Below are 16,208 nucleotides of genomic sequence, written 5' to 3' on the forward strand. Positions count from 1 at the left end.
TGGTGGAGCTAAGGGGGATCGAACCCCTGACCTCTTGCATGCCATGCAAGCGCTCTCCCAGCTGAGCTATAGCCCCGGAAAACCGGGTGCCGCGATATTATCAGTCACCAAAGATTTGGTGGAGCTAAGGGGGATCGAACCCCTGACCTCTTGCATGCCATGCAAGCGCTCTCCCAGCTGAGCTATAGCCCCGATAAAATCGACCGGACGCGCAGCATAATAGGCAAGCTTCCCTGTGCTGTCAACGGCTTAATATGAAATTAGTGTGCGACCGATGAAAAAATACCCGGCTCAGGCCGGGTATTGAGCAGCAGATAATGCTTACTGAGCTTCACGCTCAGCAATAAAGGCCAGCGCCATATCGATGCGCGCCAGAGAGCGGGACTGACCAATCGCATGTACGGTCACATCCAGGCCCGGAGACTGACCGGCACCGGTCACAGCAACACGTAACGGCATGCCGACTTTACCCATACCGATTTCCAGTTCATCAGCCGTTGCCTGAATGGCTTCATGTACGGCTTCCGGTGTCCAGGTGGTCAGTGCGGCCAGTTTGGCTTTAACCACTTCCAGCGGCTGACGGGCAACCGGACGCAGATGTTTTTTCGCGGCATCGGCATCGAAGCTGTCAAAATCTTCATAGAAGTAGCGGCAGGTTTCCGCCATTTCTTTCAGTGTTTTGCAGCGTTCGCCCAGCAGGCGGACCAGGTCGGCCAGTTCCGGGCCGTTACGGGTATCGATCCCGGCATTTTCAATATGCCATTGCAGGTAAACGGCCACTTCTTCCGCCGGCATACTGTTAATGTAGTGGTGGTTGAGCCACTGTAATTTCTCAGTATTGAATGCACTGGCGGATTTGCTGACGGCTTCCAGGGTGAACAGCCCAGTCATTTCTTCAATACTGAAGATTTCCTGATCACCGTGAGACCAGCCCAGACGCACCAGGTAGTTCAGCAGAGCCTGCGGCAGATAGCCGTCATCACGGTACTGCATTACACCTACCGCACCATGACGTTTGGATAATTTTTTACCGTCGTCGCCGTTGATCATGGAGACGTGGGCATATTCCGGCACCGGTGCGCCGAGCGCTTTCAGGATATTGATCTGGCGCGGCGTGTTGTTGATATGGTCTTCACCACGGATAACGTGGGTAATTTCCATATCCCAGTCATCAACAACCACACAGAAGTTATAGGTCGGGGAGCCATCAGTACGGCGAATGATTAAGTCATCCAGTTCCTGGTTGCTGAATTCAATCGGTCCGCGGATTTTGTCATCAAAAATAACAGACCCTTCCTGCGGGTTACGGAAACGCACCACATGCGGTTCGTCCGCAGTATGGTTATGAGCGTGATCGCGGCAGCAGCCGTCATAACGCGGCTTCTCATTATTTGCCATCTGTTTTTCACGCAGGGCTTCCAGGCGCTCTTTGGAACAGTAGCAGCGGTAAGCGGTTCCGTTTTCAATCATGGTGTCGATTACCTGATTGTAGCGATCAAAACGTTTGGTCTGGTAATACGGGCCTTCATCCCAGCCGAGATTTAACCAGTTCATCCCGTCCATAATGGCGTCGATAGCTTCCTGAGTTGAGCGTTCAAGATCAGTATCTTCTATACGCAGGACGAATTCACCGTGATTGTGACGGCTGTACAGCCAGGAGTACAGAGCGGTACGTGCACCGCCCACATGCAGGTAGCCGGTAGGGCTGGGTGCGAAACGGGTTTTTACTTTACTCATTGGAATGCCTTTCATAACGTCTGCGCCAGACGTAGTGGATGATGAAATACGATGCGGGATATTTTAGCACTGAGACATAATTCCTCAATGAAAAGGGGGAAAGAAGGCCGAAAAAGTCATTTTTCTCGTGTTAAAAGGAAAAAAGCATGACAAAACAGGGTGTTTTTGCAGCGATTAACCCGACGGAGATCACGATTTATCCGATTTCTGCTTACATACTGCACGCGGATGGCGATAATCAGAACAGGGTGACTAAAATTACAACGAACGATCATTTTCTTTCGAAAAAGCGTTGACTCAAACGCGGAGATCCCTATAATGCACCTCCATCACGACGGGCGATTAGCTCAGTTGGTAGAGCATCTCCCTTACAAGGAGGGGGTCACTGGTTCGAGCCCGGTATCGCCCACCATTCTTATTAAGAATGAACGTTGTGATAGTGAAGTAAAGAAGTAAATGTTATGAATGGGCGATTAGCTCAGTTGGTAGAGCATCTCCCTTACAAGGAGGGGGTCACTGGTTCGAGCCCGGTATCGCCCACCATTCATAATAATGATGTAAGTTGCAGTCATCCTGAAGTGGGCGATTAGCTCAGTTGGTAGAGCATCTCCCTTACAAGGAGGGGGTCACTGGTTCGAGCCCGGTATCGCCCACCACTTCACATGATTCTCCCGCATCACTCAGGTATGGGTCGTTAGCTCAGTTGGTAGAGCAGTTGACTTTTAATCAATTGGTCACAGGTTCGAATCCTGTACGACCCACCATTCCTGAAAAGCAAATCCCAAAGATGGGTCGTTAGCTCAGTTGGTAGAGCAGTTGACTTTTAATCAATTGGTCACAGGTTCGAATCCTGTACGACCCACCATCTTTCTTCTCTCTTTTTCTTCTCTCTCTTTTTCGTCTTATTATCCTCTTTCTGTATTTCTGTCTGTTTCCCGATACTTTCCGTCTGATTCTGTGATCTGCCTCATGCTGTTTCATTAAAGTTTTTAACCGGTCTGCCGTTATTTTCCTGTATCAGTCACGATTTTTTGTGATCTCTCTTTTTATAACCAATACTGACGTCGTTCCGGCAGCCCGGAGCGGCATATCTCTGTTTCTTTCAGCATGGAGCTCTATTCCGATGTCGTGGCCTGTTCCTGAATTTCCGGTTAAACGTGATGCGCCGGGTGCTAAAATTACGCTGTGGCTGGGATTGCTGTTCGCTGTTCTGGCACTGATCTTTTTCCTCGATTTTTATATTTTCAAACTCCCGCTGACAGAAGTGCTGATCTTTATTTACCTGCCTTACATTCTGATCTGGATGTGCCTGTTTACTTATGCCATGCACCGTCATGAGCAGGCGCGGATTGCCTGTCAGAGCTGGAATGCTTCCATTAATTTTAAACGTAATGAATGGGTAAACTGGTGTCAGCGCAAACTGATGGTGACCGGAGTTTCATTACTGATGCCGAAAAATGTTAAACAAGCTTACACATCAGAGCAAAAACGGCGGACAGAAGAGGAAGATAAACAGCCGCTTACCGGTTATGACCATTCTGTTGAAGCTATTTTTACCGCACTGGATAAAGATCTGAATCAGCAGCACGAAGGCTATCAGTCAAAATTAAAAACGGTATATGTGGTTACCCCGAATCAGCTGCAAAATTCAGAAATCGAACGTGCGGTGACAAAAATCTGGGGTTGCACGGCAGAAATCATTCAGAGTCCGGATGATATCGGTCATTTGTTTGATGAGGAAGATAACAGCGCCATGTGGCTGCTCGCCGGACTGAATATCTGGCAGGTTGGTCAAATCCCGGCCTTTCATGAAATGGCAAGTGCCATTCTGCTGACGTCCTGCTACTATTTTGAGCGCAATACATTCCCGTTCAGCGGCAGTCTGTCACGTTTTATGCCGATCAATGAAATGCAGTTGACGTCCGATCTTCCGATGCTGGAAAAAATGAATCTGCTGGATAAAGAGGAAGAAAAATCGTTCTGGCTGATGCGGGAAAGTGAACTGGCTCAGGATGTTATTTATGAGTTCTGCAATAAAGCACAACGCCGTACCTTCCTGAAAAATAATATTTATATTGCGGATAATCAGGTCAGTGCTGACAGAGAAGCCGTCTTTGTGATGGCGATGATGCTGATAAAAGCCATGGAAACCCTCAGTCCGCAATGCCTGCTGATGATGGACAGTGACGGCCTGGGGTATGCGACAGTAGTCGGCTGTGAAGTCCGCTGATGTAATATTCTTCTGATTCAATATTCTGCTGATACAATATTCCGGTGGTGAGCGCACCACCGGAATCACTCAGTTTTTCTGACTTGCGCGGATAGCCGCCGCCAGTTCAGCCAGCTTCCCGTCATCTGCCCGCTCACAGTCGTGGGATGACAAAAATCCCGGATACTGCGTGTAAAACGCGGGTTGTTTATGTTCAATCGGCCGCCATTCCGTCATATCCGCCGTACCGTGCATCGGGCTGAGTTTACTGTGGATATGATCCACACCGTAGCCCTCAAAAAACATCCCGCAGCGTGCGACATCCGGAAATGCCTGTTCCAGAATTTTTGCTACTTTTTTGGTCGCCAGTACCAGTCCGGTCAGGACATCATCTTCCAGATCAAATGCATAGCTCGGATAATGCGCTTTCGGGATCACAACGGTAAACCCGTCGGTATTGGGAAAAATGGACAAAAACGCCAGATAGTTTTCGTCTTCCCAAATCTTATGACAGGGGGATTTCCCCGCTGCGATATCACAAAAAATACAGGCCATTTATCAGATACTCCCGGGCAGTGAACAGGTTGTATCCAACATACAGGATGCAACCCGGAAATACCATTATGCGGACGTTAAATCAGCAACTTAGGGAAAACTTTATTATTTTCAGTAAGTTGCTATAATGGGTGAACGTTCATAACAATGAGGAGTTTATTATGCGAACTAATAGAGCTGCGAGACGTTTGTTAGGAATGCCTTACACGTACAGTAAGGGAAAATCAAAAATTAACATCTTTATTGCAGCTGCCGCGGATGAAAACGCGGAAAAAATCCCGCAGGCGCTGAAGTCAAAAAGCAGAATCTGTGTCATTCAGGACGACAATAAGAAAACCCGGACCTATCATAAAATCGAGACACATTATCCGGGCTATATGGCATGTTAATACCACGGCACATGTGATAACGGCATGATGCAATAAGAAAAGGGGCTGAGGCCTCTTTTTTAATGTCTGAAACGTGCAATAGCTCGCAACCTGAACAAATTATGTTTATGCTGGCAGCACAATAATTAAAACCATTCAGCATGTGATTACGGCAGGGGAAGATGGACTATCTGTATTACGCGGGGCAGGGGCTCGGTATTGTTGCGTTTATTATCGGAACAACCGTTTTTGTCCAGCGCAATGAGCGGCAGCTCAAAATCCGGTTATCAATTTACACCGCTATTATGGCATCTCACTTTTTTCTGCTCGGGGCTTATCCGGCGGGGATCAGTGCCACTCTCAACAGTATCCGCACGTATGTTTCCATCAGCCACCGCCAGCGCCGGATTCTCTGGTTATTTGTTTCACTGACACTGATTCTTGCTGTGCCGAATATCCGTACCTGGCAGGAAGTACTTCCGGTGACGGGCACACTGATGAGCACCTTTGCATTTTTTCTGCTGGGCGGATTGCGTATGCGCTATGTACTCTGGTGTTCAACGGCCTGCTGGGTGGTGTATAACGCCTGGCTGGGAACCGTGGGCGGCACACTGATTGAATCGACATTTCTGGTGATCAACGGCTGGGCGATTTACCGTTTCCGGCGCCTGATAAAACAGGGGATTAATCCGTTCAGCTGAAGAATTACGGCTGCTCATCTGCGGGAAGTGTGTTTTCCGGATTGTCCGGAATACCGGGGCTGTCGTCATTGCCGGAGCCGGTTTCGCGCATCACCTCATTACACATAAAATAGAGGCCGGGACGGCGTTTGGCGATATATTCCAGGCGGAGTTCACATTCATGTTTGCTATAGATATCCTCTGTGACCGGCAGAGCCTCGCAGGCATCATCGCCGCACGTACTCACCAGTAACACAAATCCGATAGTTTCTAACATAAACATCCGCCGGTTTTATTTCAGAGGGGCTATTATGTCGTAAATGGTTGCCTGTCGTCCAGTTTTTATACGGCGAAAGGGTCATCACCGGCATCATTATGCCACCGGTATTCAATGTGTTGTGCGATCTCTTCTGCTGCGGCTTCACCATGGCGATCAGCAATAAATGCCAGCGCCATATCTGTGCCTGCTGATACACCGGAAGAGGTATAAAAACGATCGTCCGTACACCAGCGTGCCTTTTTCACCCAATTTACCTGTGCAGGCAGAGAGGTTACCCATTGCCAGGCGCGTTTATTGGATGTCGCCCGTCTGCCGTCAAGCACACCGGCCGCCGCCAGCAGGGCTGAACCGGTACAGACAGAAAGGCACCATTGTGCATGCTGTGCCGCGGTACGCAACGCTGCGAGCATACCTTCATCACTGACCAGCCGCCGTGTGCCCTGACCTCCCGGCACCAGCATCAGTACGGTTTTCTCCGGCTCAAATACAGTTGTTATTATCTGTGCCCCTTGTGAACTGGTGATCACACCACCGCTGAGGGAACAGTAATTCAGTGTGTAATGCGGGGAACGACCGAAAATCTCAGCGGGGCCGAACACATCCAGGGTTTCAAAATCATCGAACAATACAATATCGAACAATACAATATCGAACAATACAATATCGGCTTGCATCAGTGTGATCTCATTTGCAGAAGGCTGGTTAAGATGTAACGCATCAGCGGAAATTATACAACAGCGGATATTTCCTGCCGGACATTGCTTTTGCGGATGTATTTTGTGGCTGAATCCGGGGTAAAATGTAACCGTTTCATTGAAAAATGTGGCGGTAAACGATAACTTTTACTTGAACAGCATAAATGATAATGATTATTATTGTCAGCACTATTTGTATAATGACAATGAGGAATCAGCATGCGTATCGGGATGAGTGTGGCAGCAGCATTACTGGGCGTGGTATCAACCTCCGCCATGGCACTGGAGTATCCGCTCGGACAGCCTGTTATCAAAAACGGTATGGAAATTCAGGGTGTGTATCTGCAGCCGATTACCATGGCGGTGGAAGGCAAACATGAAATGCATCACCTGGCGGCAGACAAATCAGATATCCATCTGGAAGCGGATATCCATGCCGTTGAGGAAAACCCGAACGGTTTCGCGGAAGGGGACTGGATTCCGTATCTGAAAGTGGATTACAAAGTCACCAAACTGGATGATCCGAAGAAAGCACAGTCCGGCACCTTTATGGCGATGGTTGCCAGCGATGGCCCGCACTACGGTGAAAACCTGAAGCTGGATGGCTACGGCAAATACCGTGTCGAATACCGTATCTCTCCGCCGAGCATGAATGACAGCGTGGCATTCGGTCGTCATATTGATAAAGAAACCGGTGTTGCCCCGTGGTTTGAACCGTTTGATGTCTCCTGGGACTTCGAGTATGCCGGTACCGGCCGCAAAGGCAGTTACTGAGTTTATTATTTAAGGAAAACAGCAGGCCGGGTAACACCGTCCTGCTGTCCGGACACCGGACGTCACTATCCCGCAGAGGTCACTCATGAAATCCTTTGTTATGGCACTGTGTTTATCTGTGCTTTCACTGATATCACTACCCGCCGGTGCGGCGGAAAAATTCACTGTCGAACTGGAAATGAATAACGGCGAACTAACTCCGCCGGTACTTAAGGTGCCTGCGAAAACGCCGATCCGCATCAAAATAGCCAATACCGGAACAGAACCGGTCGAATTTGAAAGCACCCAGCTGCGCAAAGAGAAAGTGCTGGCGCCGGGGGCATCTTCCGTGGTGGTGATTGCGCCGCTTAAACCCGGGAAATATACCTTTTTTGATGATTTTCATCTGTCGCATCCGGCCGGTGAAATCATCGCGGAATAAGTGTCAGTTCACAGGAATTAATTATGGGACAGGTTCTTTTTGTCGTCTGGCGGGAAAGCTTTGAAGCTCTGCTGGTGGTCGGCATCATTTATGCGTGGATAAAACAGCACCCGGATGCAGCCGCAGGACGCCGCTATCTCTGGGGCGGGGTGGCACTGGGTGTCGCGTTGTCACTGTTTCTCGCTCTGCTTATCTATGGCGTATTTAATGTGCTGGATGACAGCGGTCAGACGTACTTTATGATCGGTATGTCGCTGTTCGCATCGGTACTGATTGTGCAGATGGTGTACTGGATGCAGCAGCACAGCGTATCTCTGAAAGCTGGTATTGAGCAGGAAATGAACGACAGCGCCCGGCAGCACTCCTGGTGGGGGGCACTGTTTATTGTCGCGATTGCGATAGCCCGTGAGGGCAGTGAAATTGTGGTGTTCCTCTCCGGTATTGTGATGGGGCTGAATGCGGACACCATGTGGTCATTTACCGGTGAGGTTGTGGCCGGTATCGCCGTGGCAGCTCTCACTCTGTGGCTGTTTATGTTCACGTACCGGAAAATTGCCTGGAAATGGTTTTTCCGTATCACCGGTATTGTGCTGCTGTTTCTGGCCTGTTCTCTGTTACTTAAGGGAACGGAAGAGATTGTCAATCTGCTGACAGAGCATGATATCGAACTGAATGATTTTCTCATCTATCCGCTGTGGGATACCACGGACTGGCTCGATGACACCGGAACCACCGGCAGTTTCCTTGCCAGTCTGTTCGGCTACCGTGCGCAGCCTATCGGCCTGAGCGTGATTACCTTCGTGGTGTACTGGCTGGTGATTATTGCGCTGTTCTGCCGCAAAGGAAAAAAACATGCTGATTAACCGGACTGCTGTACTGATACTGACATCTCTGCTGCTCAGTACGCCCGGCTATGCGGAGAAATACCGCGCCGGTAATCCGGATACCGGTAGTGATGTGGTGATCGCTAAAGGGGATATTCCGTCCCCTGAAAAATTCCGTCCGGTTGTGGCGGATTATATGACGATGATGGGAAAACAGGCGGCAGCAGCTGAACATCAGCTGCTGTTGTTACAAAAAGCCCTGACCGCCGGGGATATGGCCGCTGCACGGCAGGCCTGTATTCAGGCACATTATGATTACGAAGTTATCCGTGCTGCGGTGGTGGTCTTCGGTCATGCTGACAGAGTGATTAACCCTCATGCCGGATATTTTCTCAGCCGCGAGCAGGACCCGAAATTCACGGGTTTTCACCGCATCGAATATGCTTTGTTTGCACAAAATGATCCTGCCGCTGCTCAGGCTGCCACCGCAGATTTACTGCGCAATATTGCCGATCTGAAACAACGGATCGCCGTGGAAACTCTGCCGGCAGCGAAACTGGTGCAGTCAGCGGATGATAGTATTGAGCTGATCCTCAGTACCAAACTGGCCGGTGATGAAAACCGCTACAGCCGCTCGGATTTATCAGATATTGCCGCGAATATTGAGGGGGCGCGCCGTATTGTCAGCGGGCTGGCACCGTTATTATCCGACAAAACCAATGATACACTCCGAAAACAGTTTGCCGGGCCGGATACCGTAATGGCACGCTACCGGGATACCCGGGGGCAGTATGCAGTGTATGAAAAACTGACACCGGAAGATAAACAGCAGCTGTATGCCGATCTGACACTGCTGGCGGAATCTCTGGCACAATTGCGTGCGGAGCTGAAAATAGATGTGTATTACAAATACCGGAATGAACAATGAGACACGGTAAACCGAATCCGGCTGAATCAGACGAGTCTGTCAGCCTCAGCAAACGAAACACCCTGAAATGGCTGGGGGCAGGGAGCGTCCTGCTATCCGGCGGGTTACCGGCCTTTTCCGCCGTTGCCGCACCGGCAGCGTGCGATAACAGCGCCCGGCTGCGGGAAATTCCGTTTACAGGTAAACATCAGGCCGGAGTTATCACTCCGGAGCAAAAAGAAGCGGTTTTCCTGGCACTGAATCTGACGGTGAAAACCCTGGATGAGATTGAGGATGTTTTCCGGCGGCTGACAGGCTGCATTGCGGAACTGACCCGTAACCGGCAGGCCGCAACACCGGGCGATGACAGAATGCCGCCTGCGGAATCGGGTATTCTCGGTACGGCACTGACAGCGGATGCGCTGACGGTCACGGTTTCTCTCGGCCATTCTCTGTTTGATGCGCGTTTCGGCTTATCCCCGCTGAAACCAAAGAAATTTACGGGCATGACCGCATTCCCGAATGACCGCCTTGATCCGGCCTGGTGCGGCGGGGATATCCTGCTGCAGTTTTGTGCCAACAGCCGTGAAACGGTAATTTACGCATTACGCGAAGTGCTGCGCCGTCTTTCCGGCCGGGTGGCACCATTATGGAAAATTGACGGTTTTCTGCCCGCAAGGGATATCGAGTGCCGCACAACGCCGGTTAATTTGTTTGGTTTTAAAGACGGTACCGGGAATGCTGACGCCGGTGATGATGCTCTGATGAATGATCTTGTGTGGATCACCAGCCGGGAACCCGCATGGGCGGAAAACGGCAGTTATCAGGCAGTGCGTCTTATCCGCTTTGAACTGGAGTTCTGGGACCGGACACCGCTTGAGGATCAGGAAAATGATTTCGGCCGTCATAAAGCCAGCGGTGCACCGATGGGAAAAACGGCGGAACATGACGATCCGGAATTTAAACAGGACCCGCACGGTGACCGGGTCTTATTTGACTCACATATGCGCCGCGCGGAACCCCGATCCACTGAGAGACATGTTGCCAAACTGCGCCGCCGCAGTTACAGCTACTCTCTGGGGCTGACTCCGTCAGGACAGCTGGATATGGGGCTGGTGTTTATCTCATTCCAGAAGGATCTGAAAACAGGATTTATTGATACCCAAAAACGCCTGAACGGCGAACCGCTCGAACGTTACATCAAACCGTTCGGCGGGGGGTATTATCTGGTGCTGCCGGGGATAACATCTGAGAAAAGTTACCTGGGTGAGACACTGATTACGGCCGCGCGGGCACAGATCGGATAAGAGGATACCGGGCGGTATCCTCACCTGCATGGTTTTTTCAGAACAGCTTTATCAGAGCAGCGCTTCCGGGGATTCCGGCAGGATCTGGCCGCCATCAATAATGATGGTCTGTCCGGTAATGTATTTCGCTTCATCAGAGGCCAGGAACGCCGCTGCATAACCGATATCTTCCGGTTCGCCGAGGGTGTGCGTCGGAATAGTGGCGCGCATCTGGTTCAGATACGTTTCACCCTGTGCTTTCAGTCCTTCTGTCAGGATATTCCCCGGTTGTACCGCATTAATGGTGATCCCCAGACGGGCATACTCCAGAGCGGCGCTGCGCATAAAGCCGAGTTGTGCTGCTTTGCTTGCACCGTAATGGCTCCAGCCCGGAAAACCGGTGACGGGGCCGGTAATTGAAGATGTAATCACGATCCGGCCGTATTTTTGTTCCTCCATCACGCTCAGTGCCGCCTGAACCAGGAAAAACATCCCCTTCACATTCACTTTCTGCATGGTATCCCAGTCCTGCTCCGTCATGGATTTGATGGTGCACTGCGGGAAAATACCGGTATTTGAGCAGAGAATATCAAGACGGCCATACTTTTCTCTGATCTCACTGACAACAGCACGGCACTGAGACTGAGAGGTCACATCCAGTACAATGAAGTCTGTACCCAGCTCAGCAGCCGTCGCCCGGCCGGTTTTTTCATCAATATCGGCAATAACGATGGTGGCACCGCCTTTTTTCAGCGCGGTTACGATGCCGCGGCCAATCCCTTTAGCGCCGCCGGAAACCACTGCGATTTTACCTGTCAAGTCGAACATATACATTCTCCTGTTTACCGGGGTTAACACTTAAGTCGTAAATCATTACAGCATGGCTGTCCCGGAATGCAATGGCAAAGCCGTCATGATTGATGAAGTATGAAGACTGTCACACAGGTTAGTGTCTGCCGCCTGAGTAGTGAGTTGTAACAGATAATTGTGTCAGCGGGGCAGAAAACCATTCTTATGACTGAATCGATTTTAGCAAAATAACATTTTCTTCCGTTTTAATGTCATCCGGCAATGGATTTGTGACAGGTGCTGGATGTTTTTACAGTGGCCGTAAAGTCTGTGTTTATTGGTTATTGCAGATTAAAGCTCTGTTTATTAGTTGGTAGTTGTCTTATGTTGATATTGGATGCTATACCCACAGGCGAAAACCGGCTATTTCTGACCGGGAAGAAATAGAAAGCCATAAACTGTATTATAAAAAAATATAAGTATATCGTTTTTTGATTATTAAATAGGTTATAAATCAAATTATTTATTCACACTATTTAATTCCTGTTTAAAAATGCCGGATAAATAAAATTGTCACAAATTTAATATATATTTAATTAACGTTCCGGCTGAAAAAAATACAGATCATGGCTAAAAAAACAGCTGTTTAGCTGTTTCCTAAAGTGAACAATTTTTCGGGTGTGCAGGCAAAAAAACGTTACGATTTATGTCATGCAAATGTAACATCCCGGCTTTAAATGGTAATCATTAACATGTAAATAAAAGATTTGATGATTTTTTATCCGAATTTAACCCGCAGAAGAACTCGGTGATGATCTGTACAAATGGAAGAACATGTTACGTCCTGCTGCAAATCCGGATTGTTGTGGGTAAAAAATATACAAAACTATAATAAACAATATGATATGTATTTTTTAGTGATTTGAATCACATTGCATTTTCAGGATTGTTAAAAAAATCAGGATATTTCGCTGTAAGATGGGACCTTGGTAAGATTAATTTTTGTCAAAATACAGGGGCTTTTTTACGCAGAGGGATCATTTATACGTCTTTTTACGCAGTGGTTTCATCACAAAATAGTAACTCAGTTAACAAAAAACGGGAAACGTATCACGTTACATAACTCAGGGTTAATGTTATCGCTTATTTTTAATATATTAATAACATTAAGTCATTTTCATTTAACTTGAAATGAAATATAAAACATTAAAAAAGACAGAAAACCGGAAGAAATTTGGATTGGATCACACGTTGAGAAAGTTTTTCGGGAATATTTTAAAAATATGATTTGAAATACAGTTGTTTTTAAATTTATCGGTATAGTTAGACTCAATTTTAATATATATAAAAAGATAGGACGAGGTTTGTCATGATTACATACGATCTTCCGGTAACCATTAAAGATATCATTGATGCACAAAAAACCATCAGAGGACATGTCTATAAAACGGGAATGCCGAAGTCCAATTATTTAAGTGAGAAGTGCAACGGCACAATCCACTTAAAATTTGAGAACATGCAGCGCACAGGTTCATTCAAACTCCGTGGTGCATTTAACAAGTTAAGTTCGCTGACACCAGAAGAAAGAGCGCAGGGTATCGTTGCCTGCTCAGCCGGTAACCATGCTCAGGGCGTTTCTTTATCCTGCGCGATGTTAGGTATCGACGGTAAAGTTGTTATGCCTACAGGTGCACCAAAATCCAAAATTGCAGCAACCTCAGATTACTCTGCGGAAGTTGTTCTGCACGGTAATAACTTCAACGACACGATTGCTAAAGCAAGAGAGATCATTGAGCAGGAAGGCCGTATCTTTATCCCGCCATACGATGACGAAAAAGTGATTGCAGGCCAGGGGACTATCGGTCTGGAAATTCTCGAAGATCTGTATGACGTCGATAACGTTATCGTTCCAATCGGTGGCGGCGGTCTGATTGCCGGTGTTGCTATTGCTCTGAAATCCATCAACCCGACTATTAATGTGATCGGTGTCCAATCTGAAAACGTTCATGGTATGGAAGCATCATACCGTGCTGGTAAAATCACGACCCATCGTGATGCCGGTACTGTGGCAGATGGTTGTGATGTTTCGACTCCGGGCAGTATCACGTATGACATCGTGAAAGAGCTGGTTACAGACATCATTCTGGTAACAGAAGAAGAAATCCGCGAAAGCATGATTGCGTTAATTCAGCGCAACAAAGTAGTGACCGAAGGTGCCGGTGCACTGGCGTCTGCTGCAATTCTGAGCGGAAAACTGAAAAAATATATCGAACACAAGAAGACAGTCAGCATCATTTCCGGCGGGAACATTGACCTGACTCGTATCTCTGAAATTATTGGTACCCACGAAAAATAATATTTGCATAGTCTTTTAAAAGGAAAAGCAACATGAGTACTGACAAAACCCAGATTCCGGCTGAGTACAAAAGCTGGCGTAAATCGGACACGACCTGGACACTCGGTCTGTTCGGTACTGCTATAGGTGCAGGGGTACTATTCTTCCCGATTCGTGCAGGTTACGGTGGTTTGATCCCGATTCTGATCATGCTGGTTCTGGCATATCCGATCGCGTTTTTATGTCACCGTGCATTAGCCCGCTTATGTCTGTCAGGCAGCAATCCGTCAGGCGATATCACAGAAACTGTTGAAGAACACTTTGGTAAAAGCGGTGGTGTTGTCATCACTTTCCTGTACTTCTTCGCAATCTGTCCGCTTCTGTGGATCTACGGCGTAACTATCACCAATACCTTTATGGCATTCTGGGAACAGCAGCTGGGTCTGATGCCGCTGAACCGTGGTGTGGTTTCTCTGGTTCTGCTGTTAGCCATGGCTGTCATCATTTACTTCGGTAAAGATCTGATGGTTCGCGTAATGAGCTACCTGGTATTCCCGTTCATTGCCAGCCTGGTGCTGTTATCTCTGGCTCTGATCCCTTACTGGAACACTGCCGTATTTGACAATGTGAACGCAGAAAGCTTTGAACTGTTCGGCCACAGCGGTATCCTGGTAACAGTATGGCTGGGTATTTCTATCATGGTGTTCTCTTTCAACTTCTCACCAATCGTTTCTTCTTTCGTGGTATCAAAACGTGAAGAGTACGAAGCGGCGTGCGGTAAAGATTTCACCGAGCAGAAAGTTAACAAAATCATCTCCCGTGCCGGTTTACTGATGGTGGGTGTGGTTATGTTCTTCGCATTCAGCTGCCTGTTCGCGCTGTCTCCGGCTAACATGGCTGAAGCGAAAGAGATGAACGTTCCTGTTCTGACTTACCTGGCTTACCACTTCAACAACGTGGGCGGCGCTAACGGTACTCTGGCGACTATCCTGGTCTGGGCTGCACCAATCATCGCACTGGTTGCAATCTTCAAATCATTCTTCGGTCACTACCTGGGTACTCTGGAAGGTATGAACGGTCTGTTACTGAAATTTGCTTTCGGTGGCGACAAAAACAAAGTCAGCGTTGGTAAACTGAACCTGATCTCCATGGTCTTCATCATGGGTTCTACCTGGTTCATCGCTTACATCAACCCGAACATCCTGGATCTGATTGAAGCAATGGGTGCACCAATCATCGCATCTCTGCTGTGCTTACTGCCAATGTATGCTGTTAACCGCGTACCGGCTCTGAGCAAATACAAAGGTCAGGCATCTAACTACTTCGTTACTATCATCGGTCTGCTGACCATCGGTAACATCGTATTCAAACTGATCGTGTAGTCTTACTGACAGTTAATAACGGAAAGCCCGCACTCACCGGAGTGCGGGTTTTTTTTGCTTAATCATCACGCACCGGTATCCGGAATCAAATTCATGCTAAGGTAAATAAATCATCCGGATAATAAATGGAATAAACAGGAGCCGATATGAATGTTATTGATGCAGTGCGCCAGCGCAGGGCAACCAAGAAGTTTGATCCTGATTTTGTGATCCCGCTTAATGAGAAAAAAGCGCTGTTGTCACTGGCGATGGAAAATGCCCCGAGTGCCTTTAACCTGCAGCACTGGCGTCCGCTGCTGGTGGAAGATCCGGCACAACGCCGCAATATCCGTAAAGTGGGGTGGGATCAGCCGCAGATGACCGATGCTTCCATGCTGGTGATTTTGTGTGGTGATGTCGCGGCCTGGAGTTCCCGTACCCGTGAAATATGGCATGATGCCGACCCGCTGGTGCGTGATTTTATGGTCGGTGCGGTTGATAACTACTATCGCGGAAAACCGGAAACCCAGCGTGATGAAATCATGCGCAGCGCCGGTATTTTTGCCCAGACGCTGATGCTGCTGGCAAAAGCACAGGGATATGACAGCTGCCCGATGGACGGATTTGATTTTAATGCGGTGGCTGAAGTTATCGATTTGCCGGAAAACTATGAAATTTGCCTGATGGTGGCCATTGGTAAATCTGCGGGCGAACCCTATCCGCGTATCGGTAAACTGCCTTTTGACCAACTGGTCAGCATTGACCGTTTTCATCCGGATATGCCGTAATATATTCTGACTGCCACCACCCGGTGGCAGCTTTATTTATATCCCGCCGTTTCTGTTGAATCATCACTGATATCAATTTCCCGTCACGAAATATATTTATAATTTTCAGTCTTTTACTGAAAGAATGTCATCTTTATTAAATAACGGTTTAACCAGGGCTTGTATAATTTACGGCAAACTTATTGAAAATTCAGAAAGG

The 16,208-nt window shown here is 48.2% G+C and carries 17 protein-coding genes and 7 tRNA genes; 17 read left to right on the forward strand and 7 right to left on the reverse strand.

From position 1 onward, the window contains the following. From R5268_RS13815 to gltX, 3 genes are all read right to left on the reverse strand, one after another. Positions 1 to 76, reverse strand: a tRNA-Ala gene (locus tag R5268_RS13815). 40 nt (positions 77 to 116) lie between these two features. Continuing rightward, positions 117 to 192 (reverse strand) — tRNA-Ala (locus R5268_RS13820). Positions 193 to 321: 129 nt separating this feature from the next. After that, positions 322 to 1,737 carry a glutamate--tRNA ligase gene (gene gltX / locus R5268_RS13825; protein ID WP_317420510.1) on the reverse strand — a complete coding sequence of 472 codons (1,416 nt, stop codon included), beginning with the start codon at positions 1,735 to 1,737 and terminating at the stop codon, positions 322 to 324. A 146-nt stretch (positions 1,738 to 1,883) separates the two neighbouring features. On the opposite strand from gltX, the gene R5268_RS13830 reads away from it, so the two are divergent. The 7 genes from R5268_RS13830 (at position 1,884) to R5268_RS13860 (ending at position 3,967) form a co-directional block, all read left to right on the forward strand. Beyond that, entirely contained in the window at positions 1,884 to 2,033 is a 150-nt protein-coding gene (locus R5268_RS13830) for a hypothetical protein (protein ID WP_181257640.1), read from the forward strand. A 40-nt stretch (positions 2,034 to 2,073) separates the two neighbouring features. After that, positions 2,074 to 2,149, forward strand: a tRNA-Val gene (locus R5268_RS13835). Between the two features lie 55 nt (positions 2,150 to 2,204). Beyond that, positions 2,205 to 2,280 (forward strand) — tRNA-Val (locus tag R5268_RS13840). A 37-nt stretch (positions 2,281 to 2,317) separates the two neighbouring features. Continuing rightward, positions 2,318 to 2,393, forward strand: a tRNA-Val gene (locus R5268_RS13845). Between the two features lie 32 nt (positions 2,394 to 2,425). Then, positions 2,426 to 2,501: transfer RNA gene (locus R5268_RS13850), tRNA-Lys, on the forward strand. A 25-nt stretch (positions 2,502 to 2,526) separates the two neighbouring features. Continuing rightward, positions 2,527 to 2,602, forward strand: a tRNA-Lys gene (locus R5268_RS13855). Between the two features lie 258 nt (positions 2,603 to 2,860). Then, positions 2,861 to 3,967 carry a hypothetical protein gene (locus R5268_RS13860; RefSeq protein WP_317419723.1) on the forward strand — a complete coding sequence of 369 codons (1,107 nt, stop codon included), beginning with the start codon at positions 2,861 to 2,863 and terminating at the stop codon, positions 3,965 to 3,967. Between the two features lie 69 nt (positions 3,968 to 4,036). Here R5268_RS13860 and R5268_RS13865 read toward each other — a convergent pair whose 3' ends face one another. Continuing rightward, positions 4,037 to 4,501 carry an HIT family protein gene (locus tag R5268_RS13865; protein WP_046894811.1) on the reverse strand — a complete coding sequence of 155 codons (465 nt, stop codon included), beginning with the start codon at positions 4,499 to 4,501 and terminating at the stop codon, positions 4,037 to 4,039. A gap of 161 nt (positions 4,502 to 4,662) precedes the next feature. Between R5268_RS13865 and sra the strand changes: the two genes are divergently transcribed. Then, positions 4,663 to 4,890, forward strand: coding sequence for a stationary-phase-induced ribosome-associated protein (gene sra, locus R5268_RS13870; protein WP_015422863.1), 228 nt, complete (start codon positions 4,663 to 4,665; stop codon positions 4,888 to 4,890). 161 nt (positions 4,891 to 5,051) lie between these two features. Further along, positions 5,052 to 5,570, forward strand: a complete 519-nt coding sequence (locus R5268_RS13875) for a YgjV family protein (RefSeq protein WP_107678823.1) — start codon at positions 5,052 to 5,054, stop codon at positions 5,568 to 5,570. Between the two features lie 4 nt (positions 5,571 to 5,574). On the opposite strand, the gene R5268_RS13880 is transcribed toward R5268_RS13875, so the two are convergent. Continuing rightward, the gene (locus R5268_RS13880) at positions 5,575 to 5,826 is read right to left on the reverse strand and encodes a hypothetical protein (protein ID WP_052927514.1); all 252 of its coding nucleotides are present in this window, start codon (positions 5,824 to 5,826) and stop codon (positions 5,575 to 5,577) included. A 65-nt stretch (positions 5,827 to 5,891) separates the two neighbouring features. Beyond that, positions 5,892 to 6,503: a DJ-1/PfpI family protein gene (locus R5268_RS13885; protein ID WP_317419722.1), complete on the reverse strand. Its 612-nt coding sequence runs from the start codon at positions 6,501 to 6,503 to the stop codon at positions 5,892 to 5,894. A gap of 240 nt (positions 6,504 to 6,743) precedes the next feature. Here R5268_RS13885 and R5268_RS13890 point away from each other — a divergent pair, with 240 nt between their 5' ends. The 5 genes from R5268_RS13890 (at position 6,744) to efeB (ending at position 10,757) form a co-directional block, all read left to right on the forward strand. Next, positions 6,744 to 7,298: an iron transporter gene (locus R5268_RS13890; RefSeq protein WP_046894814.1), complete on the forward strand. Its 555-nt coding sequence runs from the start codon at positions 6,744 to 6,746 to the stop codon at positions 7,296 to 7,298. A 100-nt stretch (positions 7,299 to 7,398) separates the two neighbouring features. Continuing rightward, the gene (locus R5268_RS13895) at positions 7,399 to 7,719 is read left to right on the forward strand and encodes a cupredoxin domain-containing protein (RefSeq protein WP_080948052.1); all 321 of its coding nucleotides are present in this window, start codon (positions 7,399 to 7,401) and stop codon (positions 7,717 to 7,719) included. A gap of 23 nt (positions 7,720 to 7,742) precedes the next feature. Then, positions 7,743 to 8,582, forward strand: a complete 840-nt coding sequence (locus R5268_RS13900) for an FTR1 family protein (RefSeq protein WP_317419721.1) — start codon at positions 7,743 to 7,745, stop codon at positions 8,580 to 8,582. Then, a complete protein-coding gene (locus R5268_RS13905; RefSeq protein ID WP_317419720.1) occupies positions 8,572 to 9,471 on the forward strand; it encodes an EfeM/EfeO family lipoprotein in 900 nt (299 codons plus the stop codon). The genes R5268_RS13900 and R5268_RS13905 overlap by 11 nt, the downstream gene beginning before the upstream one ends. Next, a complete protein-coding gene (gene efeB / locus R5268_RS13910; RefSeq protein WP_317419719.1) occupies positions 9,468 to 10,757 on the forward strand; it encodes an iron uptake transporter deferrochelatase/peroxidase subunit in 1,290 nt (429 codons plus the stop codon). Before R5268_RS13905 ends, efeB begins: the two co-directional genes overlap by 4 nt. Before the next feature lie 51 nt (positions 10,758 to 10,808). Here efeB and fabG read toward each other — a convergent pair whose 3' ends face one another. After that, on the reverse strand, positions 10,809 to 11,564 hold the full coding sequence (gene fabG, locus R5268_RS13915; protein WP_107678819.1) for a 3-oxoacyl-ACP reductase FabG: 756 nt from the start codon (positions 11,562 to 11,564) through the stop codon (positions 10,809 to 10,811). Positions 11,565 to 12,894: 1,330 nt separating this feature from the next. Here fabG and tdcB point away from each other — a divergent pair. The 3 genes from tdcB to R5268_RS13930 all read left to right on the forward strand — a co-directional run bounded on the left by tdcB (position 12,895) and on the right by R5268_RS13930 (position 16,009). Next, positions 12,895 to 13,881: a bifunctional threonine ammonia-lyase/L-serine ammonia-lyase TdcB gene (tdcB, locus tag R5268_RS13920; RefSeq protein ID WP_107678818.1), complete on the forward strand. Its 987-nt coding sequence runs from the start codon at positions 12,895 to 12,897 to the stop codon at positions 13,879 to 13,881. 32 nt (positions 13,882 to 13,913) lie between these two features. Further along, on the forward strand, positions 13,914 to 15,242 hold the full coding sequence (tdcC, locus tag R5268_RS13925) for a threonine/serine transporter TdcC (RefSeq protein WP_166708215.1): 1,329 nt from the start codon (positions 13,914 to 13,916) through the stop codon (positions 15,240 to 15,242). A gap of 146 nt (positions 15,243 to 15,388) precedes the next feature. Continuing rightward, the gene (locus tag R5268_RS13930; protein ID WP_046894821.1) at positions 15,389 to 16,009 is read left to right on the forward strand and encodes a nitroreductase family protein; all 621 of its coding nucleotides are present in this window, start codon (positions 15,389 to 15,391) and stop codon (positions 16,007 to 16,009) included. The last annotated feature ends 199 nt before the right edge of the window (positions 16,010 to 16,208 follow it).

Origin of the sequence: Morganella sp. BCCO 40_0007, from assembly GCF_032989665.1 — a bacterium.
GTDB lineage: Bacteria > Pseudomonadota > Gammaproteobacteria > Enterobacterales > Enterobacteriaceae > Morganella > Morganella sibonii.